Annotated in this window: 17 protein-coding genes and 6 pseudogenes; 13 read left to right on the forward strand and 10 right to left on the reverse strand. The window is 60.4% G+C overall.

Features of this window, described 5'->3' with window-relative positions; all coding sequences use genetic code 11:
- Positions 1-116 precede the first annotated feature (116 nt).
- From AB8841_RS02490 to AB8841_RS02515, 6 genes are all read left to right on the forward strand, one after another.
- The gene (locus AB8841_RS02490; protein ID WP_370434292.1) at positions 117-578 is read left to right on the forward strand and encodes a YbhB/YbcL family Raf kinase inhibitor-like protein; all 462 of its coding nucleotides are present in this window, start codon (positions 117-119) and stop codon (positions 576-578) included.
- Entirely contained in the window at positions 575-772 is a 198-nt protein-coding gene (locus AB8841_RS02495; RefSeq protein ID WP_370434293.1) for an outer membrane protein, read from the forward strand. The genes AB8841_RS02490 and AB8841_RS02495 overlap by 4 nt, the downstream gene beginning before the upstream one ends.
- Positions 773-1,157: 385 nt before the next feature.
- Positions 1,158-1,748, forward strand: a complete 591-nt coding sequence (locus AB8841_RS02500; protein WP_370434294.1) for a hypothetical protein — start codon at positions 1,158-1,160, stop codon at positions 1,746-1,748.
- Between the two features lie 22 nt (positions 1,749-1,770).
- Entirely contained in the window at positions 1,771-2,007 is a 237-nt protein-coding gene (locus AB8841_RS02505; protein ID WP_370435511.1) for an HGGxSTG domain-containing protein, read from the forward strand.
- A gap of 240 nt (positions 2,008-2,247) precedes the next feature.
- On the forward strand, positions 2,248-6,432 hold the full coding sequence (locus AB8841_RS02510; RefSeq protein ID WP_370434295.1) for a DUF4347 domain-containing protein: 4,185 nt from the start codon (positions 2,248-2,250) through the stop codon (positions 6,430-6,432).
- A 145-nt stretch (positions 6,433-6,577) separates the two neighbouring features.
- Positions 6,578-7,360, forward strand: coding sequence for an outer membrane protein (locus AB8841_RS02515; RefSeq protein WP_370434296.1), 783 nt, complete (start codon positions 6,578-6,580; stop codon positions 7,358-7,360).
- A 556-nt stretch (positions 7,361-7,916) separates the two neighbouring features.
- On the opposite strand, the gene AB8841_RS02520 is transcribed toward AB8841_RS02515, so the two are convergent.
- Together AB8841_RS02520 and AB8841_RS02525 are read right to left on the reverse strand one after the other, a co-directional pair.
- Entirely contained in the window at positions 7,917-8,741 is an 825-nt protein-coding gene (locus tag AB8841_RS02520) for a flagellar hook-basal body complex protein (RefSeq protein WP_370434297.1), read from the reverse strand.
- Positions 8,742-9,484: 743 nt separating this feature from the next.
- A pseudogene (locus tag AB8841_RS02525) lies at positions 9,485-10,005 on the reverse strand (flagellar hook-basal body complex protein); the annotation flags it as partial.
- Positions 10,006-11,085: 1,080 nt separating this feature from the next.
- Here AB8841_RS02525 and AB8841_RS02530 point away from each other — a divergent pair.
- The 5 genes and pseudogenes from AB8841_RS02530 (at position 11,086) to istB (ending at position 14,718) form a co-directional block, all read left to right on the forward strand.
- Positions 11,086-11,364 carry a hypothetical protein gene (locus AB8841_RS02530; protein ID WP_370434298.1) on the forward strand — a complete coding sequence of 93 codons (279 nt, stop codon included), beginning with the start codon at positions 11,086-11,088 and terminating at the stop codon, positions 11,362-11,364.
- 11 nt (positions 11,365-11,375) lie between these two features.
- On the forward strand, positions 11,376-11,786 hold the full coding sequence (locus tag AB8841_RS02535) for an HNH endonuclease (RefSeq protein WP_370434299.1): 411 nt from the start codon (positions 11,376-11,378) through the stop codon (positions 11,784-11,786).
- 514 nt (positions 11,787-12,300) lie between these two features.
- The gene (locus AB8841_RS02540) at positions 12,301-12,600 is read left to right on the forward strand and encodes a hypothetical protein (RefSeq protein WP_370434300.1); all 300 of its coding nucleotides are present in this window, start codon (positions 12,301-12,303) and stop codon (positions 12,598-12,600) included.
- A 46-nt stretch (positions 12,601-12,646) separates the two neighbouring features.
- A pseudogene (istA, locus tag AB8841_RS02545) lies at positions 12,647-13,930 on the forward strand (IS21 family transposase).
- Positions 13,930-14,718, forward strand: coding sequence for an IS21-like element helper ATPase IstB (gene istB, locus AB8841_RS02550; RefSeq protein ID WP_370434301.1), 789 nt, complete (start codon positions 13,930-13,932; stop codon positions 14,716-14,718). Before istA ends, istB begins: the two are co-directional and overlap by 1 nt.
- An 873-nt stretch (positions 14,719-15,591) precedes the next feature.
- Here istB and AB8841_RS02555 read toward each other — a convergent pair.
- Positions 15,592-15,996: a hypothetical protein gene (locus AB8841_RS02555; protein WP_370434302.1), complete on the reverse strand. Its 405-nt coding sequence runs from the start codon at positions 15,994-15,996 to the stop codon at positions 15,592-15,594.
- A gap of 61 nt (positions 15,997-16,057) precedes the next feature.
- Between AB8841_RS02555 and AB8841_RS02560 the strand changes: the two genes are divergently transcribed.
- Positions 16,058-16,357 carry a hypothetical protein gene (locus AB8841_RS02560; protein WP_370434303.1) on the forward strand — a complete coding sequence of 100 codons (300 nt, stop codon included), beginning with the start codon at positions 16,058-16,060 and terminating at the stop codon, positions 16,355-16,357.
- Positions 16,358-16,840: 483 nt separating this feature from the next.
- Here AB8841_RS02560 and AB8841_RS02565 read toward each other — a convergent pair.
- The 3 genes and pseudogenes from AB8841_RS02565 to AB8841_RS02575 all read right to left on the reverse strand — a co-directional run.
- A pseudogene (locus tag AB8841_RS02565) lies at positions 16,841-17,305 on the reverse strand (UTP--glucose-1-phosphate uridylyltransferase); the annotation flags it as partial.
- A 173-nt stretch (positions 17,306-17,478) separates the two neighbouring features.
- On the reverse strand, positions 17,479-18,126 hold the full coding sequence (locus AB8841_RS02570; RefSeq protein ID WP_370434304.1) for a hypothetical protein: 648 nt from the start codon (positions 18,124-18,126) through the stop codon (positions 17,479-17,481).
- Positions 18,127-18,354: 228 nt separating this feature from the next.
- A complete protein-coding gene (locus AB8841_RS02575) occupies positions 18,355-18,516 on the reverse strand; it encodes a hypothetical protein (protein WP_370434305.1) in 162 nt (53 codons plus the stop codon).
- 155 nt (positions 18,517-18,671) lie between these two features.
- Between AB8841_RS02575 and AB8841_RS02580 the strand changes: the two are divergent.
- Positions 18,672-18,842: pseudogene (locus AB8841_RS02580) on the forward strand (ATP-binding protein); the annotation flags it as partial.
- Positions 18,843-19,708: 866 nt separating this feature from the next.
- Here AB8841_RS02580 and AB8841_RS02585 read toward each other — a convergent pair.
- The 4 genes and pseudogenes from AB8841_RS02585 to AB8841_RS02600 all read right to left on the reverse strand — a co-directional run bounded on the left by AB8841_RS02585 (position 19,709) and on the right by AB8841_RS02600 (position 23,759).
- A protein-coding gene (locus AB8841_RS02585) for an IS630 family transposase (RefSeq protein ID WP_370434306.1) occupies positions 19,709-20,766 on the reverse strand; the annotation gives its coding sequence in 2 pieces (ribosomal slippage) (positions 19,709-20,274 and positions 20,274-20,766; 1,059 coding nt in all).
- A 213-nt stretch (positions 20,767-20,979) separates the two neighbouring features.
- Positions 20,980-21,780, reverse strand: a complete 801-nt coding sequence (locus tag AB8841_RS02590; protein ID WP_370434307.1) for an outer membrane protein — start codon at positions 21,778-21,780, stop codon at positions 20,980-20,982.
- Between the two features lie 252 nt (positions 21,781-22,032).
- Positions 22,033-22,339: pseudogene (locus AB8841_RS02595) on the reverse strand (transposase); the annotation flags it as partial.
- Between the two features lie 157 nt (positions 22,340-22,496).
- Positions 22,497-23,759 (reverse strand): annotated as a pseudogene (locus AB8841_RS02600) (IS701 family transposase).
- Between the last annotated feature and the right edge of the window lie 101 nt (positions 23,760-23,860).

Raw genomic sequence — 23,860 nt, forward strand, 5'->3', positions numbered from 1 at the left:
GCATCGATCCACGAGCGCTTGATCCTGCTCGCCAAGCGCATGCTCAACCCGGATGCAGCCGCGGGCTGATGCATGAGGACACAACATCACAGTGATTGCGAAGAGGGAGGAGAGCGATGCCGCTCACCATCACCAGCCCGGCCTTCCGCGACGGTGAGGTCATTCCGACCCGGTATACCCGGGACGGCGAGAATCTCTCGCCGCCGCTGGAGTGGCGCGATGCGCCGCCGGAAACCAAGAGTTTCGTGCTGATCGTCGAGGATCCGGATGCGCCGCCGGGCACGTTCCGGCACTGGGCGCTGTACAACATCCCGACCGGTGCAGCCGGCTTACCGGAAGGGGTGTCCGCCCAAGAGCGCGGCGGGCCGGGGGAGGGCGTCAACGGGTTCCGGAACGCCCGCTATGACGGTCCCGAGCCGCCGAGAGGCCATGGGCCGCATCACTACCACTTCCGGCTGGCCGCCCTTGATGTGCCGCAGCTCAATCTATCAACCTCTGCGAAGGTCGAGGACATCTGGACCAAGGCGCAGCCTCACATCGTGGCACAGGCGGAGGTCGTTGGAACCTACGAGCGATGAGACGGAAGACCGGCTTTATGATCGGGGCCGGCACGGAGCATCGGCTGACACAGAACGTGTCGCTCAAGACCGAGACGCTTTACTACAATCTCGAGGACGAGACGCTCACGCTCGCACGTTCTGTCAGCCAGGCGACCTACCGGTTCAAGAACGATGGTTGGATCAGCCGGATCGGGCTGAACGTCCGGTTCTGATCTGGAGGCAGCAAGGGGCAGCCTGAAGAGGTTCGCTGGAGGTTCGCGAATCACGCCCGTGAGGGGCCGCCACAACGCCGAAATCCCGGCGAGCGGTCGCACGCCACACGGATCCCATGCGATGAGCCTGCGCTGGGTGCCCGGACACGTCCGGGCATTCCGTGTCAGACGGCCGCTAAAAGTGAAACTCAACCCCATGCACAGTAAGAGATCGGCGCGTCTGGATCTGTCAAAGCAACGCGCGGCAGAGAACGGCCATGTCTACTAACAGTGACAAAGCTCACGAGCCATTAGGGAAAACATAGATAATGTTTTCTCTGTATGGGCTGGCGATTTACCTCGCCGCCCGGGTAAATCGTTCTTCTCTCAGTAGTGGAGAATGATTATGGCACAGCTACCACAAACGGCCCCCTGGGATGATGCGACGCCCGTGGGCACCCGCCTGAAAGCGGCGACAGGAACGTGTCACCCGGGGCTGCAAGAGGCCCTCGTCCGTCAGGTCCAGGAGACCATGCCGGCCTCCTCCCGGATGATTCCGGCACACTCTCCGGATCTCGAGGAGGCGGCCGTGGCGGCTTTGACGGAGATGCAGCCGCAGAACACCGTCCAAGGGATGCTGGCCGGCCAGTTCGTGGCGCTGCACTTTGCCAGCATGGACTGCCTCCAGCGTGCTGCCGAGAAGGGCACCTTGCCTGCCGTGCGCGATATGAACCTGCGTCATACCACAAAGCTCTTGGCTGCCGAGCTTCGCGTGCTGGAGGTCCTCGAGCGGTTGCAGGGCCGGGGCCCCGTGCCGCAACCCCACGGACCATTTGTCAATGTCGAGCCGGGCGGGCAGGCGGTGGTCGGGGTCCAGGTGGGCATGGCCGCGGCCGAGGGTAGCGATGGTCGGCCGGGGGCTGATTGCGCCCAGGACGATGAGCGGGTGAAGCGATCCCCAGGCGAGCGCGACCCACGGGGCATTCGTCTTGGGTGATCATGTCCGCAACACCGGGCCGATGCGGGCGAGCCGGCGTTGTGGCGCGCTCACCCGATCCGGCTGCGCCTGTCAGGCGCCCGCAGTCCAGGGCAAGCGACGGTGTCGCATGCATGGGGGCGCCACCGGGTCCGGAGCCCCTGACGGCAACCAGAATGCGCTCCGGACGGGGTTGCACACCCGCGCGATGATCGCGCAGCGCCAGACTGTGGGCCTCTTGCTGAAGCGCGCACGCCAGATGCTGGACGATCTTGAATGAGTTTTCACGGGCGTCTGGCTCAAGATTGCGTGCAAAGTTTCCATGCGCGTAGCGGAGGCTGAGTGCTTGGAACACAGTGACTTAGCTTTGAGGCTCGAAGCCCAGTAAACTTTGAAAACCTGCCAAGCCCGGAGCTAGAGGTGAATTTGGACTCGCGGGGAGATCTCTATATAAATGTTATATTATTTGCAACTATGGGCCGTTTCGGTTTCGAAGCGCTAAACAAGCGCGCTCTGAGGATTGTGCAAAAAATCGGAAAATTTTGATAGACGACAGGAATACATCCGTGCAAACCGGATTCAGCTTTTGTCTAATCCTTTGGGGGTAGAGGTCGTGTCACCCAGGTCTAAGTCAAAGAACGTTCTCTATTTCATCGACGAATCTGTCTCAGATATCAACACTATTGTGAACGCGATTCCGGCCTCGGCTGAGGTGAGGGTCATCGGCTTTGGTGAGGATGCTGTTGTTCACCTTCAGGCGGCTCTGGCGGACAAGCGCGACATCTCAGCCGTTCACCTCGTCAGCCATGGTCGACCAGGGGCGATCGTGCTGGGTGCGAGTGTCATCGACGCCACCACTCTGGCCACGCGCGCAGAGGATTTCCTTGATATCGGCAGGTCTCTCGCGCCCGACGCGGATCTGATCGTCTATGGCTGCCGTGTAGCCGAAGGGGAGAGCGGGAAGGCCTTCTTGGCCAAACTGGCCGACCTCACCGGTTCGAACGTGGCTGCTTCGGAAACCTTGACCGGCGCCGCCCATCTTGGCGGCAACTGGGACCTCGAGGTCCGCCTGGGGAATGTGCGGGCTTCCACCTTGAGTGTTCCGTCCTATGCCGATGTCCTGGCGGCACCAAACATCGGCTCACTTGCGCCGATTTCATACATCGAGGGGGATGCGGCGCAGTCGATCGGGACGGTCACCTTCACCGATGGCTCGGGCTATGCGGGCGGTTCGATCACCTTCGGTGTCAGCGGAGCGACCGCCAACGACCAGATGACGCTGTTCAGCGACGGGAACCCTGATGAGACCGGGGCGATCTCCCGTGATGCCTCGGGCAATGTCTATTATGGTAATGGTGCAGGCCGCGATCTCATCGGCAAGGTGGACGATGTCCAAAATGGGCAGAACGGGCAGCCGCTGACGATCCATCTCATTGGAACTTCGACCAATGCCATCACCAATCCGAGCTTCGAGGGGTCAACGAGCGGTTGGACGATTGTTAAAAGCCGCGTGATTCTGGGCACGACCGAGATCAACGGTCATGTCACGCCCGTGGATCCTACCGCTCCCCCGAATTCCACGAACGGTGCAGGCGGCGGCATCGACAACGGTGGCATTACGTCGATGACGTACAATAGTGGGTTGGCGACTGACCAGCATACGGATGGCGGGAGCTCGCTGCGGCTTTATCTCAGCGGCAACACGTCGGACGGCTTTGATGTCGTCCACGGTCCATATGCCTATTCCGACACGTTCGCGGCTCAGGCTGGCGATGTCTTTGCTTTCGACTGGCGCGCCGCCGCAGGCGGAGATGCCTATGATGCCTTCGGCTATCTGATGAACGCCGACACTGGTGAGTACGTTCGCGTCTTGGATGCCACGGGCGAGAACGACACGGGTGTGACAAACTGGGCATCGCAGAAGGTCGTGGTGCCGGAATCCGGCAATTGGTTCTTTGTCTTCGTGGCAGGCACTTACGATTTCACGGGCGGCAGGGCTGTGGGTGGCTCGCTCTACATCGATAATTTTCGCGTCGAGCGTTCGCCTGTGAACGACACTGTGCTCGGCGAGCTGGCGAAGCATGTGCAATATCAGAACACATCTGATGCTCCGCCGGATGATCCGCGTACTCTCACAATCGAGGTCAAAGACGGTACGGGCGATATCGAGAAGGCCAACACAACCATCGACATCACTCCAGTCAACGATGCACCCGTTGTGTCGGGAGCTGTGGCAGGTGCGGCGACGGAAGGTGGCGCGGGTGTAACGCTCGACGCGCTCAAGAACGCATCCGATGTGGATGCGGACGATGTGCTCACGGTGGTCGATGTGGGCACCCTGCCGGCTGGTGTGACCTATGACGCAGCCACACACTCCTTCGCGCTGGATCCTGCTCACCCGGCCTACCAGTCTCTTGCTGCGGGCGCGGCTCAAACGGTCACAGTCGAGTACAGCGTGTCGGACGGCACGGCGAAGGTCCCTGCCTCCGTTTCCTGGACCGTAACAGGCACAAACGATGCGGCTGCTCTGTCTTCGGACACCAGAGAACTGACAGAGGCGGACGCTGTTCTGACGACGAGCGGCACACTTACCATCTCGGACGTGGACAGCCCTGAAACCTTCGTGCCGCAGACAGGCACGGATGGCCAGTACGGCACCTTCGCGATCGGCACGGATGGCAAGTGGACCTATGTAACTTTCTCAGCCCACAACGAGTTCCGGGCCGGGGAAACCTACACCGAGACGTTCCCGGTGACATCTGCCGACGGCACTACGACCACGGTTACGGTGAAGATCACCGGCACGAACGATGCTGCCCAACTCTCGGCTGACGTTGCAACTCTGACCGAGGGTGATACTGCGGCTGCGCTCAGCACCTCGGGGCAGCTGACGATTGCTGATGTGGACAGCCCTGCGACTTTCATAGCGCAGTCGAACGTGGCTGGTCAGTATGGCATGTTCTCGATAGGCGCCGATGGCAAGTGGACGTATGAGGCTTCCTCGGCGCACGACGAGTTTCAGGTTGGCCAAGTTTACACTGAGATCTTCACCGTCACGTCATCCGATGGTACCACGACAACTGTGACCGTGAGGCTGACTGGCACGAACGACGCAGCCTCTGGCCGGGTAGACGTGATAGGAGATCCTACTCAGGGTAAGGTTCTAACCGCCACCAATAACGTCGTTGATCCCGAGGGGATTGCCCCTTCCAGTGTTGCTTATCAATGGCAGCGTCAGCAGGCGAACGGCACCTGGGTGAACATCACCGGGGCAACGGGGACGACCTATGCGCTGACGCAGGCTGATGTGGATGCCGGCCATGTGCGAGTGGTGATGACCTACACCGATCTCGGTGGTAGCGCCGAGCAGGTTTCCGGCGATGCCATCCCGGTGGCCAATGTCAATGATACACCTACTGGTGCGGTCGCGATCACCGGCGAAGCGCGGGAAGGGCAGCTCCTGACGGCCGTCAACACTCTGGCCGACGACGATGGCCTGGGCACGTTGACCTACCAGTGGATGGCCGATGGTGTGGCAATTCACGGGGCCACGGGGTCGACCCTTACCCTCGCGCGGGATCACGTCGGGAAGGCGATCACTGTCGTGGTCAGCTACACGGACGGGTACGGCACTCCTGAATTTGTGTCCTCGCCCGCAAGCTCGGTTGTCGTTGAGGAGAATGCCGGCGACGATCGGTTTTATGGTGGATCCGGCAACGACGAGTTGTTCGGAGGGACGGGCAACGATTGGCTGTATGGGTACGGCGGGCGCGACAAGCTCTTTGGCGAGGCCGGTAATGACACGATCGATGGCGGAGCGGACAATGACACCCTCGACGGCGGCTCCGGCGATGATCTCCTGTTCGGCAACGATGGCAGGGATCGCCTCTACGGGAACAGCGGGCGCGACACGCTCTTTGGTGGTGCCGACCACGACACAATCAGCGGCGGGGCGGACAGTGACATTTTGAAGGGCCAATCGGGCAACGACTGGCTCTATGGCGATGCCGGCACCGATACTCTCTACGGCGGCATTGGCAACGACCGTCTCTATGGCGGCTCGGGCCATGACCGGCTCCTGGGCGAGGCCGGCCATGACCGCCTCGACGGCGGTACCGGCAACGACACGCTTTTAGGCGGCACCGGCAACGATACCCTGGTGGGCGGCACCGGTCACGACCGCCTCTATGGCGATGCCGGCCACGACCGGCTCTATGGCGAGATCGGCAACGATCGCCTCGACGGCGGCTCCGGCCATGACCGCCTCGACGGCGGCACCGGCAACGATACGCTTTTAGGCGGGATCGGCAACGACACCCTGCTGGGTGGGGCCGGCCGCGACAAGATGTGGGGTGGCTCCGGCAAGGACGTGTTCGTCTTCACCTCGGCCAAGGACAGTCAGGTCGGTTCACAGCGCGATGTCATCTATGACTTCCAGTCGGGGCACGACACGATCGACCTGCGCGGCATCGACGCCAACACCCGGCTTGCCGGCAACCAGGCGTTTTCCTGGTCCTGCATGGACGTGGCCTTCGTCAACGTGGGCGAGGCTGACGCGGCCTTCCTGAGTGCGGGCTTTACGGGCAAGGCAGGGCAGCTGCGCTTTGCCAACGGCATTCTGTCAGGCGACATCGACGGGGATCGCAGGGCCGATTTCGAGATCAAGATTGTTGGTCACTTCTCCAGCGCCGATGTGATCCTCTAAGCTGACCGAGGCAGGGCAGGGCAATTCCTGCCCTGCCTTGCGCCCGTCCTCTGAACTGTTGCTCATGAGCGCTGAATGTTGCCATCCGGTGACAGGTTCCGCGAGAGCCTTACCCTATAGTCTGGCCCAATCATCGGAGATCATAATGAAGTTCCTCCTTCTCTCTGCGGCAGCCCTGATGGCTGGCACGGCGGTGGCGGCAGCAGACGACCTGCCGAATCGTGTATCGACCGTCACCCCAGTGATCGCCCAATCCGCCTTCAACTGGACAGGCTTCTATGCGGGCGTCCAAGGTGCCTGGATCCGGGATGATGGCGACGCGGTCCGCACCGGACTTGCCGGCGTGCCGGCAATCTCAGTTCCCAACCGGGCCGGCCTTGGGGACAATGGGCTCGGTGGTGGTGGACAGATCGGCTACCAGATGCAGTTCGGCAGCCTCGTAGCGGGTCTCGAGGCCGACTTCACGTTGACCGATGTGGGCCGCTCCCGCAGCAGCGTGAACCCGGCGAGTGCAGACCCGGCGTGCCAATGCACGGCGACGACGACGCTCACCTCGGAGATGAACTCGTTCGGCAGCGTCAGAGGGCGGGTCGGCGTTGCCATGCCGAGCCTCGGAACGTTCTTCGACCGGACGCTGCTGTACGTTACAGGTGGCTTGGCATATGCGCAGATCGAGCATCGAGGACAGATCGCAGTGACCCCACCGGGCATTGAGCTGCAAACGGTCCGTGATGACGTGAAGATGGGCTTCACGGTCGGGGCTGGAACCGAGATCGCCCTCACGCAGAACGTCTCGATCAAATCGGAAACGCTCTACTACAATCTTGGAGATGAGCGCCTGACGCTCGCACGGGCAGGCGATCAGGCGGTGTATCGCTTCAAGAACGACGGCTGGATCAGCCGCGTGGGTGCCAACGTGCGCTTTTAAACCCGAGCGCCTGGGGTGAAGCCACTTCAGGACACGGTCGCGTTCTGCCCAAACCACGCGATTCGGCAACGAGCGAGGGCTCGATGGACGCTTTTCATCGTGCCTCCCACCGCTCATGCAGCAGCGTGCGGTGTTCGAGGCCGAGGTGGGCGTTCGGCCGAACCCCTTGGTCAATCGGTTACAGGTCCGGCAAGGCGCTGAGCAGAGCGGGGCTGTCTGACCCGGTCCCGCCAGAGTCCGATCCCGGCCGGAGATCGTCAAAGGCGGAGCGGCGTGACCTCGGCCATGCGACGGTAAGGGCGCACAGTGCCGGCCCAAAGCCGCAATGGCTCCCATGGCCGCTTTCCTGAGCACGTGGGAATAGGTGCCGTATTCCCTCGCCAGCTCTCCTAATACCGCTGCGCGACGGCATAGCGTAGGCGAGCGTCTGAAAGCTGCTCAACTGTCGATCCGGGCATGCCCATGTTTCTACTCGATTTAATGGGAACGAATGAGGGGCATCGTATCGAGAGGATGAGAGCCAGCTGGCGCGATGGATAGGCTAGGTGCGTCAGTATCAACGCTTCAAGTTCATCAGGACATCAAGCAGTTCAGAGCCCGTTTGAAAGACCTTCGAGTTGGCCGTATAACTGGTCTGGGCCTCAATCATTGCCGTCAGCTCCGTGCCAATATCGACATTCGAGCCTTCGAGCGCGCCTGAAGCAAGCGATCCAAATCCGACAGACTCCGGGAATCCTACTTGGTAGCCGCCTGATTGGCTGGTCGCCTCGTAGACGTTTCCAGCCTTGGGGGCGAGATTGTCAGGGCTTGCGATTGTCGCCAGCGGAATTCTGTAGGCCGCAATACGAGTGCCATCTTCATAGACGGCATAGACGGTTCCATCACTGGCGAACTCAGCGCTTTTTACTGCCGACGGCGCGTTGCCATTGGAGTAGCCTGTGAGACTGTAGTCGCCTGCAAGCTGGGTCATGCCTGACAAGTCAAGAGTGAGGTTCTTACGGTTCGGAATATCCAGCTTCATGGATGATGGCCCAATTAGCTTGCCGGAACCGTCGAACGCCATCCCTGTTGGCCCGTCGAGGAGGGTGGAACCATTATAGATTGCAATGTCCCAGGTGTCTGCGCCTGTCTTCTCCAGCTGAATGTCGAGCTTTATTGGATTGCCAGCGTTATCGAAAACCTGAAGCGAAGTTTGCTTGTTCGCTGAGGTGATATCAGTAAAGGACACTGATACGTCAGCGTCCCACGTTGTATCGAGCGACGTCAGCAGTAATCTGCCGTTGCTCGGATCCTTAGAGGCTTTAATCCCCTTCAATGTCCCATCGTCAACGGCTGCATTGATCGAAACGACCAGATCATCAACCGTCGTCTCCGACGTCACGGTGAAAACCTGCTCCGCGCTTCCCTCAACTGTAAATCGGATCGTGTCGTACCGGGTACGATTGGACACTTCCAACTCAAGGTGAGCGGCTTTCGCAGGAAGAGCATCAACAGGGGTGCCGGTGTCGAAGGAAACGATCTGGCCGCCCACCCAGTCAACTGCGGGATCAGTGGCAGTGAGAACCAGCGTTCCGCTTCCTGGGGATCCTCTGAGACTTGGATCCCGTTCACTGGATCTGTGCCAGATGCAACAGCTGTGTTGATTGAAGCTACAATGTCGGCGACCGAAGTCTCTGTGGTGACGACAAAACGCTGGAGGGCTCCGTTGATATCGAACTGAATCTCGGCGCCTGGCTTTAAGTTGGTTGCATCAAGCGTGACAAATGACGGGCCGTCAGGACCTGCGGGTGAATGTGATGAATAAGAATTACCTTGCCGGACGTCGTTAAACGCGCCTCCTACATTCATGTTGCCTGTCTCATCAAGTGAGGTGACCACAAGGCGATCAGTGGTAGGATCTTTATCGACCTTGACTCCAGATAACGTGCCAGCAGTAATAGCTGCACGAATTTCGGTGACGAGTTCATCCACGGTAGTTGCAAGCCCCATAGAGACGGCTGTTGGTGCTGCGCTGCCAGCGGAGATATAGATGGTGTCCTCGTACGACAGGTTGGGCACCAGGATACTTGCAGAGCCAGGAACTGCAGGTACAGCAGGGTGGCTGGTCCCACCGACTGTTACACACGGCTTCCCATAGGGAAGATTTCCCGCAAGGACACCTGTGGTCGAGGCAGCAGCCTGCATGCCGAAGCTCGACATGTTGACCGGCACGACACCATCAAAACTGTTCAAGGATGGGTTAATGGTTCCAGCAGCCAGACTATAGCCCATCAGGGTGAAGCCAGCCGCATTGACGAGGTTTCCAGACTTGCCATCGACAACAAAGTTGCCGGCGCGTGTCAGGTACGGGATCCTTTCGGGTCGGACACAACAAAGAACCCATTGCCGGAGATCGCGAGGTCTGTCGCCGAGGTCGTGTAGTTGATCGGGCCCTGATCCGAGATCGTGTACCGGACAGCGCTGGTGACCGAGCCTGAGTTGTAAGACCCTTCACTTGACGGGAGGATGAGTGACGAGAACTCGGTCGAGGCTCGCTTATAGCCGTTCGTGCTTGAATTCTGGATATTGTCGGCGACTGTTCCCAGCTTGCTCGACTGAGCAGTCATGCCGGACACGCCGCTGCGAAGCACGCCGTACAGACTCATCGGGAAACTCCTCAAGTTTGCGAATGGGTGTACGCAACCGGGCTTGCGCCAGGGTTGTGCGGATCACGCAGGCCGAGCGGCTCGTGTCCGGTGGGATCCTGCAGACGGTTGAGGGCCGATTGACCGGATCGATCGAGAGGCTGGGGGCAGCTGAACAGCCTGCTTCGGGAGCTTATCCTGCATCGTAGAGAGTGGGTCAGCCTCCTGCCTTTATTTTTCGCCTTCCGCTATTGTCATCGTGCCGATCCCGCCGATGACGGTCCAATTTACGAGAAGGCACAGGCAGAAAAACAACAGGTTACCCAAGAAGCCATCAGCCGAGCGGATGACGTGCAGGTTATGCGGGCAAGAAATAGAGGGCAATTAACCCAATCGCGAAAACGTCCCCCTCGTCCATGGCTGCCTCCCTCAGGCAACCGCATTCTACGCGCCCCACAGAGGCCCCCAAACTGCGATTTTGGGCGATGCCCCAGGACGTGCTGTTGGCGCCGAGGCGGGTGCTTGCGATAAGCAGCCATGTCCATATTCGAGCCTTGACCGTAGGACACCCGATCAGACCTACTTCGCCCCGCTGCAGCAGATCGCAGCAGCATACCCCCGGCAGACGCTCCACTTAAGCAGCCAAAAACGCTGTTCAGACAACCCGAGCCACTTCAGGCGGAGATGGCCCGGGCCGCCCAGCAGTGGCGCGCCCAAGCGTCTCGACGTGAGCGCTCGTCAGATGGGGCACCACCGCGTGGCCAGGGACAATGACCCGATGCTGGGCGAGTACCGCGAGCGCTCGGCCAAGCGAACAGGTCTATCAGTCTGCGACTTCGAAGGGGATCAGAGCGTGCCGCTCGCAAAAACGATGTTTGTAAGAAATATAGGAAATTCAATTTTGAAGTATAAAGCCGCAAACATTGCGAATCATAGCATAATCCTGTAAAGTAGATTGGGTTAATTCAGATTATATTTACTGATACGTCAACATAAGCCTACACGGTCTGATAAGTAGCTTTGGCGGAATGTGTCATCGCGGGTGTGTTGTTGTCGTTTTCGTTGCGAATGCTTTCTCGAGCAGGAGGGGAGGGCCTTCCTATGACAAATACCTCTCACCAGAATGATCCGGGCCCAGTGATCATGGTCGCGCTAGGCCCGACTGCCGGCAACGCGCCTTTGACGGTGGCCTCCCTTGGGATCCGGCTGCATGTGATCTCCGGCGACGGGGATGCGTGGCGCGATTGGGCTCACCGCCTCGCAGGGTGCGAGGCCGTGCTGGCAGAATGTGATCCCCTGTTGCGGCCGGTTCTCGATCGGCTCGCCAAGACCCACGACGGTCAGGCCTGCCGCCGATCCACTCTGCCGTCTACCGAGTGACGGAGGATGCCATGCCCTTCATCGCCACCAATGATGTGGGAACGACGCGCCGGCGCAAGCTGACGCCCCGTCAGCGGCTCAAGGTGTGGGAGACAACTGGCGGCGTGTGCGTGCTGTGCGGGCGCACAATTGATGCCGTGCGCGAGCGGTGGGTTGTGGAGCACCTGCGGGCACTGGAACTAGGTGGTCAAGACGATTTTGGAAACATGGGACCGGCGCATGACACCTGTGCCCGTGACAAGACACGCGACGATCATCGCCGCGCCGCGCATGCCAAGCGCCAGAAGATCCAGCATCTTGGAGCGGAAGCCCCAAAGAGGCAGTTGCCGTGTGGGCGAAACAGCCCCTGGAAGCGGACGATCTCGGGGTGGATCGTTGCACGAGAGGTGCCGCGGAGAGCGCAGGAAGATCGTTCTGGATGATGATCAGCGGAGCTGCGGACGTGAGCGCGTCTGGGCACGGGCAGGAGGTAGACCAATCCAAACTGGAAAGACGGGGCGCGGCTCGCAAGTCCAGTTTGAGGAAGGTTCTTCCGCACTACTCCCGTGTCCAGGTACATCATGGCGATTGAGAGAGCAGACAGGACACCATGACAACGCCAGCACAGGAAATATGGGGCGCAATCGCACAGCAATATGTGAACGGAGTTCCTGTCCGTGCGATTGCCAAAAGGTTCAACGTGTCACGGGCCACGATCTCGCGCCGGGCCAAGACAGCGGGCTGGGTGCACGGTGATGCAGGCAGCGGTCGCACGGGGACGATCCAGCCAGCTTCGGATGAGCCCTCAGGGGCAGCGCTGACGGCAGGCGAGGGCACTGACCGAGCGCGAGCTCCCGATTCGCTCGCGACCGTCCTCCAGCGGCGCAGAGCCGCCTGGGAGCAGGTGGACGCGCTGCACGAAGAGGCTTTGCGGTTGCTCAAAGAGAGACGCCGACCATGCTAGGCGATATCGCGTTTGAAGGCTTGGAGAACCGGGTGACGATGGCGGCGCAGTTGATCACCATGTTCAAAAAGTGCGTCAGGGGTCTGATGATGGCGCAGGAGGGCGAACGACGCGCTTATGGGGTGGATTACCGACAGCAGACGAAGGAGGCGACTAGGGACGAGGCGGAAGTCCGCCGCCGGCGTGAATTGGCTGGCTCAATTCTGAAGATGGTCGACGAGATGCGCCGCATGACCGACGCCTGCTCTCAGGCAGTCGAGACTGTCAGGCGACATGTAAAACTGGACCCCTAACGACATGAAGAACTGGACCCCTCGCTCCACCTTTTGAGAGGACGAGATGAGGTCGAAGGGATGTCAGATTTCTCCCCGGGCGGAGGTCCCGCGGGGAGAGGAGATGCGAACGCCGGATGACGTGGCGGCGATGCTGCGCCTGAAGGTCCTAGGCTGGGGGATCAGGCGGATTGCTCGCGAACTGGGGTGCAGTCACATGACGGTGCGCCGCTATCTGGCCGAGGGTGAATACCTCGCCTATCGGCGTCCTGCCCGCCGCCGCACCCTGACTGGGTGTGAGGACTGGCTGGCTGAACGCTTTCACCGCCACGCCGGCAATGCCGATGTCGTGCGCCAGGAACTCCTAGCCGAGAAAGGCATCAATGTCAGCCTGCGCACGGTCGAGCGGGCTGTCATCGGTCTGCGGCACGAGCTGGCGGCACAGGCGCGAGCCACCGTCCGCTTCGAGACCCCGCCCGGGCAGCAGCTGCAGATCGACTTCGGCGAGCGGCGCGTTCTGATCGGGGGCACGTCCACAAAGGTGTTCCTGTTCGTGGCGACCTTAGGCTATTCGCGTCGCCTGCACGTGCGCGCCTTCCGTAACGAGCGCCAAGAGAGCTGGTTCGAGGGCCTGGAAAGCACCTTCCGGCACTTTGGTGGGGTCACGACCGAGGTTCTGTTCGACAATGACCGCGGCTTGGTCCTGCGCCATGATGTCGAGACCCGAGAGGTGGAATTTAACGCCCGCTTGCGCGCCTTTGCCCGGCACTGGGGCTTCCGGCCCTGCGCCTGCTTTCCCTACCGGGCCCGCACCAAGAGCAAGGACGAACGCGGCGTTGGCTACGTGAAGAGGAATGCCATTGCCGGGCGCACCTTCGATAGCTTCGCGGCTCTGGAGGCTCATCTTGATCAGTGAGTGCGCGAGATCGCCGACCAGCGGGTGCACGGTACAACCGGAGAGGTGCCGGCCGAGCGCTTCGCTCGGCACGAGGCCGCGGCGCTCAAGCCGATCGACGGCATCCCCTCGTTCCAGGTTCTGCGCGAGGTCACCCGCAAGGTCCACGCGGATTGCGCCATCGAGGTGGACGGCAATGCCTATTCGGTGCCCTGGCGGCTGATTGGGGCCACCGTGCGGGTGACGATCTCGGAGCAGACCCTGCGCATTTGCCATGCTGGCCGGGAGGTTGCGGTCCATGTCCGGCAGACGGGCCGCTGCCAGCGCCTGGTCGATCCGGCGCACTTTGAAGGAGTGGCCGGCTTCGGCGGCAAAGTGGTACGCGCCGAGCCTGCCACGGCGGCCCTGCTGCGGCCGCTGGCCGAGTACGAGGCGGTGGTCGGGGGAGGCTTCTGATGGAGATCTCGCATGATCATCTGGTGGCGATGCTGACCCGCCTCAAGCTGACGGCGATCCGCGACCAACTCGATAGCCTGGTGGATGAGGCGGCGCGGCGTGAGCTGACGATCCGGGAAGCGCTGGGGCTGTTCTGCGAACGGGAGATTGCGCGTAAGGATGAGCGGCGGATCGAGATGAGCATCGGTCTGGCACGCTTTCCCTACGTTCGCGATCTGGCCGGCTTCGACTTTGCCGCCCAGCCCTCGATCGACAAGGGCCAGATCCGGGAGCTGGCGACCGGCCGGTTCATCGCGAATGGTGAGGCGGTTCTGTTCCTGGGGCCACCCGGGGTCGGCAAGACGCATCTGGCAGTGGCGCTCGGCCGCGAGGCGATTGTTGCCGGCTATACGGTGCTGTTCGTGCCGGCCCCCGCCCTGGTGGCGCAACTGGCCAAGGCGCACGGCGAGGGGCGGCTCGAGGAGCGGCTGACGCATTACAGCAAGCCGAGGCTGCTGATTGTCGATGAACTCGGGTACCTGCCGTTCGAGCCGGATGCAGCGCATCTGTTCTTCCAACTCGTCTCTCGGCGCTATGAGCGCGGAGCGATGCTGGTGACATCCAACCGCGCCGTGGGCGAATGGGGATCGGTTTTTGGGGATCCCGTGGTGGCGACGGCGATTTTGGATCGCCTGCTTCATCATAGCCACGTGATCACTGTTCGGGGCGACAGCTATCGCCTGCGGGAGAAGCGCCGGAGCGGTCTACTGAAGGCCGCCGTGGCATCCGGCCAAAGTGGTTCAGCCTGATGCGGAGGGTCCAGTTTTAATTGTCGCCAAGGGTCCAATTCCGAATGTCGCTTGATAGAGACACCACCTGTCCCAGAGAAGGCACCGCAACAATCAGGGCCGCTCTGAGCCGGACGCCGGCGGTGGCAGCTAGAGCCATTCCTGGATCAAGCGCAGAGACGATCAGATCACCAGACTTCTATCGGGTGTTAAGGATGGACGCGGGACTCCCGTGGCTGTCCGACAGGGTAGGGCGTAAAGGCGTCCAGTGATCCACTCCGCGTAGCGGCCGGTCGGTTGTCGACAGCGGTTGGCCCGGCGGAGTTGGAATCCTTGCCATGGCCCCGCGATCATGCCTCAGACAATCGTGTCTGTCAGATTGAGCCCCATCTGCTTCATCTGATCCGTGTTGGATGCGTGCCGCAGTCGACGCGACGGATCTGCTGGAGGCATACCCGTGGCAACCGTTGCCTCCGCATTGGGCTGTCCTGCCAAGACCTGTGCTCCCGCAGGGCAAAGAAAGATGACGAATGATCAAAGGGTCTGAGCTCTACTACGAGCCATCTGGGATGGAGCCGATGCCAAGCCATAAACGAAAAGAAACCCGCCGCCCTAAGCCAGCGGGGCATATTGCTGAAGGGATGTGCCGCATCGCCTGGGGAGTGGACGACATAGCGCCGAACAGCTCGGCGGCAAGACAGTGAATCAGCGGTTCGCTAATACCATTCAACAAGTGAAGTCGGCGTTTACTGCGTTGCTTGCGCAGCAACCACTTACTAGTCACCCGTCCCAAGAAAAAAGGCCGCCATCGCTGGCAGTCCGAAGTTTAGGGAGGAAACGCCCAAGAGGGGCGAGCAGCACGGCAACGCCCATCGCCGTGCTGCACCGCAAAGTTTAGTTGTTGCTAGCACAATCGGCGAGCGCAAGAAGGCAGCATCTCTGCCTAATTTTGTGCCAGTGGCATGCGCACAACAGGTCGCTGGCCGGCCCGCCTGCCCGATGGCTGCTTAATTCCTTCACGGGGCCATCCAGCTTCTCGCCAAGCCGCTCGAGCCTGGCCCTAAGCTGATCGATCGATCCCGAGAGCCGCTCCTCGACCTCCCGTAGGGCTTCGCGTGACACGAGGCGCTCGGCCTGCGTGACTTGGTAGGCATTCACCAAGACCTGCAGGATCGTAATCTTCTCGTGAGCCTTGTCGGCTGTCTCCTCAGCCTCAACTGCCCGCTTCTCGACTTGGATCGCCTTCTGCCCTGCATTGAGCCAGAACTTGATGATCGCGAGCGCGGTCCCCGCAATCATGAATAGTGACCTTTAGCCGTGTATGAGTTAATAGGTGCGAATGCACTTGAAGAGCCTCCTTGTGACCATTCTTCTGCTGGTCAATAACAGGCCGGCGGTCGCCTCCGACGCCCTGCGCAGCCTTAACGGGCGTTGGCAAGCCGGCAGCTATGAAATCGCCCTCGATGTTAGCCGTCTCCAGGCTAACCGCAATCGAGAAAAGTCTTTTGAGTGGGAGACTATGACGATCAAGAACATCACGGGATCGTGGGTGGTGTTCGCGATCGGGGCCGATACGTACTTCGCGATGGTCGAAGAAGACACACTGTACATCACCCGATCAGGACAGGGCGAGGGCCAAGTTCTGAGACGCATCCGGTAGTCCATACTGATAAAGCCTATCCTGTAGTTCGGTCGGAACAGGCAAAGCAGGCCCCTAAATTTCTGATCCCACGGCTTGATAGTGCATTCTCATTGCCGGATGCTGGACGTAACACTTCAAGTCCTGCAGTTTGCGCAAAGCATTGTCATGGAGCCGGTCTCATATCCCCGGTCTGGGCCCCACGCGACTATGCGCCTTTTAGTCTGTGCGGCAGAGCCAAAAGCTGTTCCCGGAACGCGCTGCTCGCGTAGACGTCCCCAGGCTCGTCCAGGAGAACCACACCTCCAGTACGCCTATCATTGGAATGGCAGCTCGAGCACCATGTGGCTGCCAATATAGCCGCGCCGCCCGACAGCACTACGGCCATGTCCATCCTCAAGGCCCGCCCAATCCGGCACTCGGTGCTTGGGCAGTACTTTCCTGCTTTTTCAATCTGATGAGAGCCTGCACGACCCCCGTGTAATCCTGAACCGTGACTCGTGATTACTTTTGGCGCAGGAAGGCTTCGAGCTCCTGCCGGAAGGCGGGTCCGAGGTCCTCTCGCTCGAGGGCATAGGCCACGTTGGCCATGAGGAAGCCGACCTTGGAGCCCGTGTCGTAGGTCGTGCCTTCGTACTTCATGCCGAAGAACTTCTGGTCCTTCATCAGGCGGATCATGGAGTCGGTAAGCTGGATCTCGTTGCCAGCGCCACGCTCCTGGTTCGACAAAAGGTCGAAGATCTCAGGCTGCAGAATGTAGCGGCCTGAGATGATGTAGTTCGACGGCGCGGTTCCCTTCGGGGGTTTCTCCACCATGCCGGTGATCTCGAAAGTCTGGCCGAATTCCTGGCCCACCGAGACGATGCCGTATTGATGGGTCTGATCCTCGGGCACCTCCTCCACGGCGATGATGTTGCCGCCGTGCTTTTCATAGGCCGCCAGCATCTGCTCCATCGAGCCGCGGCTGAGGGACCGTGAGAAGAGCCCAACTGGTCAGGCGGCGCAGGCAACTCACGCCTCCGTTATCGCTTGGCGGCCCGGACTTCCTGGGGCTTCTTGCAAATGGCCTTGATCTCCTTAGAACGTTCAGCCCTCGAATGCCGCTGACGCCCTGGTCGATGGTCTTGGCGCCATGGTTTTTCTTAATCGAGATCGACTCGGACGCCCGCGCCGAGATAGTTGGAGTCTGTTCTCTGAGGGCTGATGATCCCATAGATGCCTGAGCGGTGGTGCAGCTTTGTAACAAGGTGCACCTTCGGAAGCGATGTATGGGTCCATTCGGTTTCGAAGCCCATGTAGTACTGGAGACGCCTAGAGCCGACGCCACGAGCCCCATCAGGCCCAAATTCGTAGCCTGGATCCGCAAAGGCGTATGAGAGGCCGTTCCCCCAGGCGACGTTGAAAGATAAGCCTTCGATCACAGGGATCTCGCCGCTGCGCAAGACCAGTGCTGCGGTTCCCTCAATGTGGTCTTGAAAGCCCCAGTGCTTTACGAGCTGAACTTCGGCTTCAAGAGAGTTGCCCGATAATGCCCAACCTGTGGTCGAAACCGGAGTACTAAACTGGGGCACAATGGCTCGGCTCGCAGACCCTGACACGAAGTACGTATCGTCAGCCCTCAGCTTTCTAGTGACTGCGTTGTAAGGAAAAGCTGGTAGGCGTGTCTCGATCCACTGTGCTCCAACCACCGTCAGAAACCAGGTGCGATCACGTGTGCCGAGAGTGTCCGCAACAGCATCAGAATGACGACTGACGCCGATGCCAAGAGCAGTCGCCAGAAGCAAGCGCACACAACCCACATAGCATCTTTTCGGCAATGCCTATTTCCTTGCAACAGTTAAAAGTCCTACGCCTGCCTGTCTCATCAGGTGTCAACTGGACTCAATGTGAGCTTGTAAGATTTTCCCGGTACGCTGCGAAGTGGCTATCCTGATGCAACAGCAGCCTGCAGCTTTTCAGCTCACCGAAGGGTTAAGGTCCATGGCGATCCAAGGATTACGGGCAGGAACTGGTCCTGTTCACTGATTGCGATTATTCCCGACATGCTGCGGCCGCTCCATAGTCGCCTTGACTGCCTCAGCCGCCTTAAGCCCGCGGATGCTGATGACGCCCAAGTCGACGGTCTTCCCGTTCTCGTCCTTCTTGCCGTTGAAGAGCTTGTCACGCTCGTCCTTGGACATCTTCAGGATGATGCGAGCTTCGGTCCCGATCTGCCATTCCTCGGATTAGGTGTTGACGGGCTGGTTGGTGAACTCGGAGTTGGCGGCGATGTTGCGGGATTAGTTCACGTCATCGGTCTGGCGGGGAAGGGTGAATGGCGTGCGCCCCGATTGTGATTACGGCAGCTATGCTCGATCGGCTGCTGCACCACTCAACCGTAGTTCAGATCAGTGGTGAAAGTTACTGCCTCAAGGACAACCGGCGTGCTGGCATGGTGGCCAAGAAGGCCTACTTCCCCGCAGGCGGGCCATCATCGGTCGCCCTTGAGAACTTGATCCCCGCCTGAGTGCGTGATCGAGAGCGTATCATCTTTGACCAACATCAACGACCTACCAAAGCCGAGGTTGAATATGGCTCACGATTAGTGATGGTTTTGAAGGTGATAGACTCTCACTTCAAGGGATTTTCCCAATTTCAGTTGACTTGGAGATGATTGAAATCGATCGCGATCGCGTAATGGCTCTCCGGGCCAGTGTCCATTGAGGCTGCGCAGTGCATTTGGTGCGGCTACACCGGACGGCTCACTAGGATCCTAAAAACCATCACGGTTAGGGTGTTCCTGTAGGCCCTATATGCTTCAAAGATCTGGGGTAACGAAGGGTATTTACGTGCAGGTCCATCCGGTCAGGGAAGCATGTGTCTGTTTGGATGTGAGAGCCTAGCGCGCCTTCTTCACTCAAGGGCGTGAGAAATGGATGCTGCTGTAATGACCCCTCCGGCGACGACACCGGCCAAGAAAGCGACAGGGACTAATAATATAAGCAGCATCAATCTGCTCCGTGGCACGGCGGGCGGAAACTCTACTCCTCTGCGGCCATCGTCCGATCTGAGGAAAGACGTCTGGCTGCATAATTGAACTTCAGGTACCGAGGTCTGTGGAGCAAGAGCTTGAGTCGAATTGGTCATGTCCTAGCCCAAAATTGACGGGTATTTTGGGCTTCCACGCGTGCCCGCCAAGCTTTGATTGCGGCAGATGATAGTTTGATATAACATAATACAACGAACTTTTGGTGTAGTCCGTTAAGGAGATCTGGGGGGTATCAAACAATGCTTCCCAATCCACGGCGGATATCTACTCGGATGTGGCAGCGTGCGTCGAATTTCGGCAGTCGTTTCTCGGCAGCAGGGACTGATACCAAGTCCCGCTGATCATCATTGGTGCGCCCACTCGCGCAAGCCGATGGACATGATGGTCCAGGGTTGATCAGTGAGCTTGTTCCACGCTGCACAGCAGTGATCGAGAATGTCGGTGTAGGACGTGAACACCCGGTTGGAGATCCAGTTCTCCCGCAGATACTGCCAGATGTTCTCCACCGGATTCAGTTCAGGTGCCTTTGCCGGCAGCGGCACGAGGGTGATGTTCAACGGCACCTTCAGTTTGGTTGAGACATGCCAGCCGGCTTGGCCGAGCAGCAGCACTGCGTGCGCGCCGGGTGCTACGGCCTGGGAGATCTCGGCCAAATGCAGCGCCATGGCCTCTGTCGTGCAGCGGGGGAGCACCAGGCCCGCTCCTTTGCCCTGGGCTGGGCAGATCGCCCCGAAGATGTAAGCGGAAGCCGTTCTCAGATCCCGTGGCGCAGATGGGCGCGTGCCGCGTTTCGCCCAGCGCCGGGTGATCTTGTTCTTCTGGCCAATCCGCGCCTCGTCGGCAAACCAGATCTCTAGGGGCTGGCCGCCGGCCTTTTCATGCGCGATCTCCTCCAGACGCGTAGGGAAGTCTTTTTAAAAGCAGCCACGGCCGCTTCGCTCTTGGCGTGATGATGCGGCCGGGCCGAGAGCTTGCGGAAGTTCAGGGCCCGCAGCTCACGGCTGAGCGTCTGCTTCGAGATCCGGATCCGGTACTCCTCCCAGAGCCACTGCATCAGGTCGGCCAGGCGCCAGCGCACCACCCCATGCACGGCCGGGATCGGGCCGCTCTCGATCATCTCGCTCAGGCGCTGACGATGCTCGTCGCTCAGGATCGAAGGCTGGCCTGACGCCTTGCCATCCAGGAGCCCATCGGGTCCATGGGCATTGAAGCGCAGCACCCAGTCACGCACGGTCTGCAGGCTAACTCCGCCTATCTCAGCCGCTTGGGTGCGCGAGCCGTCCTCGTAGATCACCGCCAGGGCCAGCAAGCGGCGGGTCTGCGGGGCATCCTTGCTCCGGCGGGCCAGTTGGCGCAGGCGAACGGCATCGTAATCAGGCCGGAGGGCGACGGGAATGGACATGGCAAACCTCCTCGCTTGCCATGTTGAATCACATCTCAGGCGCTTTGAGACTGCGACGAGTCGCTCTCATCAGGACGTGGTATGAGTTGGGTCCCCCAATCCTTCATCTCAGTTGCCGCGACTTCCCCTACCGTTGATTGGGAGCCTCGCGCCAGCGCCATGAAAAAGGCCCGGGTTGGCCCCGGGCCTTGCGACCTTCGACGTGCAGATGGATTAGAAGCCGCCGAACTTGTAGTTCAAGCCCGCACGAATGACCCCGAAATCATTCTCCTGGCGCCGAGCATCCACGACATACACGCCGGTGCCGCCAGGACCCGTGCCGATGTACCCACCGCGGGTGTTGTTCAGATCGACATACATGCCTTCGACCTTGGCCGTCAGGTTGTTGGTGAATGCATACTCGACACCGCCACCCACGGCATAGCCATGACGCACGTCGTCGCCACTGCTGCTGATGGCTCCATCGAGATCATAGCCGCCATAGGCATAGCCACCGGTGACGTAGACCAGGGCCCGATCAAACGCGACACCTGCACGGGCACGAACCGTGCCGAAGTAATCGAGGCTGTCGCGGCCCGCGCGGGGGGTAAACCCGGCCGGGAAAGCACCGGTCGCGACAGTGAACGTCGCGTCCCGGCCAGCGTTGCCAATGTCGGCAAACTGGAGATCGGTCTCCACGCCAACCACGAACTGGCCGATCTGGTAGTTGTATCCAATCTGGCCACCACCTACGAAGCCACCGTTGTCCTCCTTGGCGGCAACCGTGCCCGAGGTCGCCGCAAATGCGCCCGTGAAGGTGCCCACGGGAACACCGATGCTGTCGTCATCGTGGTTCGAGAAACCATAGCCAGCGTTCACGCCCGCGTAGAAACCTGTCCAGGTGAACAGAGGAACGGCAGCGATAGCCGGAAGCGGGGCTGGAGCGACGCGGGAGGGAAGATCAGCGGCAAGCGTCGCAGAGGCGGTCGCAACGACAGCAGTTCCGGCTAACAGGCAAAGGAGAGATGAACGCATGAATCATGTCCTCGGTCTTGGTTCGAGTTCACAACCTAGGGCATATACCTCTTTAGGGGTAGTGCGCTGGCGCAACATGCCGAACGATTAGTTAAACTTGGCCGCTTTCCCGGTCAGCAGCCACAGGTTAAGAGCTTGGGGGCCGTCCAGTGCCCACTGAGCCGAAGCCATTTTGCCTAGCTTGAACCGCGCTGTGTGACTCGACAATCACGGATTACGGTGGACCGCTTAAGTCACAGGAGTTCGCGGCGCAGCCGCCTTATAGTGAGTGCGCACGCTGGTGCTGTCCAGGAACGTCAATCCAAGCTGGATGCCGTGTGCTGGTGCACCAGATGAGCAGCCGCTTCCAGATACATAGGCGGGCCCGGCGGATGAAGGTCTGAGCTGCCCGCCACCATCGCCCCAGTTCAACGGGCACAGCACGCCAGTTGGCACCGTTTACGCGCCGCCAGAGGATGGCCTTGACCGTACGACGAAGATCTTGCGGTGGTGTTTTGTCCTTCGGACGGCACTGCTCCACCAGCGGCTCCAGTATCGCCCATTGTGCATCCGTCAGCATGGCTCCTCCTTCAGACAAGATGAGCAAATCGCCTGCAGACACAATGAATTCAAGCGCTAACAGGACCTAGCACTACTTTGGCATTTTCATCAGTGAGCCAAGGGTGAAGCGGGTTCGGCAGAGCGGACATCGCAGATGCATGGCGTGTGCCAGATGATCAAGCAGCCTGCGTCGGATGGCCGGTAAGCTGGGTTGCGGTGGTGGCCCGCTGGCTTTTCTTTTTTCCCCTGAGGTGGCCCGCAACTGCAGATGCTGCAGGAACAGATAGGCGATCAGCGTCAGCAGCGCGTGCCGGTGCAGCCCGCGCCACGAGCGACCCTCAAAATGATCGAGCCCAAGCTCTTCCTTGAGCTGCTGGTGCGCCTGCTCGCACACCCAGCGGGCTTTGATCAGAGAGGCGAGTTGCTTCAGTGGCGTGTCCGGCGGCAGGTTGGACAGATAGTACTTGCGCTCGCCCGACGCGCGGTGCTCGCCCACCAGCCACACTTCGTTACCCGGCAGATGCTGATTGGCATGCCCGCGCAGGTGCACGGCCGGTCCGTCGGCGACGCGCACGCGCGCAGCAGCGAACTTCGCCCGCAGCGGCTCTTTGTTGCCGCGCCGCCAAGTGACCCACCGCCAAGACGTCCTCGCCAGCCTCGCCTCCGCCGTGACCGCCTCCTGGTCCGGGATCTGTCTCGTGCGGGGTCGGTCGCGCGACGGCGGAGGCGTGATCATCTGCACATCCGCCGCATACACCTTCTGAATGCGCACGGTTCTCACCGCCCAGAGTAGTCCGAGAGCCGAGAGCGCCTGACGGAAGGGCGCGCTGATGCCGTAGCCGGCATCAGCCAGAACGGCCCCGAAGCTCACCCCGGCCTGCAGGACCCGCTGGAGTTCAGCGAGCGCGATTTCGGGCTTGGGCTGTGCAACCCAGAACGCCTCGGGCACGCCCGCGTGCTGCAGGCGGTCCGGATCCTTGATCCAGGTCTCCGGCAGGAACAACCGCAAGACAATGGGGAGCGGTACCTCATCCTCGGCCAGCGTGAGCGAGACCAAGCTCTGGCAGTTGGCTTTCTTGCCCAGAGCGCCGGCATATTGCGGGCTGACCCCCACCGAATGCGTGCCCTTCTTGGGCAGCGCCGTGTCGTCGATCACCAGCACAGCCTTGGGCCCACCCACGAGGCGATTGGCCTGAGCCAGCAGTTCGGCTTCCAGCGGCGCCTCGTCCCATGGGCCAACGGCCACAAAGTGATGCAATTGATCGTAGTCGGCGGGGCCACCGAGCCATCATCGGCTGCAGGCTTTTGCGTTCGCCAGGTCCGATTAACCCGGCCACATAAAGCGGGCACATGCGCCGGCGGGCTGGATGACGCAGCGGTTTGAGGAAGGGCTCAAGCCACGACTGAAGTTCGTGTTCCCACGCCACTGAGGTGCTCATGACGACCTCCTGCGGACAATCCTTCAGGAAGAGGCGTCAGCGAGGCCTGCCGGGTTCCTCACATCTGTCAAAGTAGTGCTAGGGTGTTTGGTAGCGGAACG

The organism is Microvirga sp. TS319, from assembly GCF_041276405.1.
Classification (GTDB): domain Bacteria; phylum Pseudomonadota; class Alphaproteobacteria; order Rhizobiales; family Beijerinckiaceae; genus Microvirga.

What these genes read in the sequence shown, in the direction of transcription:
- AB8841_RS02490 (WP_370434292.1), top strand. Translation starts at nt 117, where the DNA reads ATGCCGCTCACCATCACCAGCCCGGCCTTCCGCGACGGTGAGGTCATT.
- AB8841_RS02495 (WP_370434293.1), top strand. Translation starts at nt 575, where the DNA reads ATGAGACGGAAGACCGGCTTTATGATCGGGGCCGGCACGGAGCATCGG.
- AB8841_RS02500 (WP_370434294.1), top strand. Translation starts at nt 1,158, where the DNA reads ATGGCACAGCTACCACAAACGGCCCCCTGGGATGATGCGACGCCCGTG.
- AB8841_RS02505 (WP_370435511.1), top strand. Translation starts at nt 1,771, where the DNA reads ATGCGGGCGAGCCGGCGTTGTGGCGCGCTCACCCGATCCGGCTGCGCC.
- AB8841_RS02515 (WP_370434296.1), top strand. Translation starts at nt 6,578, where the DNA reads ATGAAGTTCCTCCTTCTCTCTGCGGCAGCCCTGATGGCTGGCACGGCG.
- AB8841_RS02530 (WP_370434298.1), top strand. Translation starts at nt 11,086, where the DNA reads ATGACAAATACCTCTCACCAGAATGATCCGGGCCCAGTGATCATGGTC.
- AB8841_RS02535 (WP_370434299.1), top strand. Translation starts at nt 11,376, where the DNA reads ATGCCCTTCATCGCCACCAATGATGTGGGAACGACGCGCCGGCGCAAG.
- AB8841_RS02540 (WP_370434300.1), top strand. Translation starts at nt 12,301, where the DNA reads ATGCTAGGCGATATCGCGTTTGAAGGCTTGGAGAACCGGGTGACGATG.
- istB (WP_370434301.1), top strand. Translation starts at nt 13,930, where the DNA reads ATGGAGATCTCGCATGATCATCTGGTGGCGATGCTGACCCGCCTCAAG.
- AB8841_RS02555 (WP_370434302.1), bottom strand. Translation starts at nt 15,996, where the DNA reads ATGATTGCGGGGACCGCGCTCGCGATCATCAAGTTCTGGCTCAATGCA.
- AB8841_RS02575 (WP_370434305.1), bottom strand. Translation starts at nt 18,516, where the DNA reads ATGTCCAAGGACGAGCGTGACAAGCTCTTCAACGGCAAGAAGGACGAG.
- AB8841_RS02590 (WP_370434307.1), bottom strand. Translation starts at nt 21,780, where the DNA reads ATGCGTTCATCTCTCCTTTGCCTGTTAGCCGGAACTGCTGTCGTTGCG.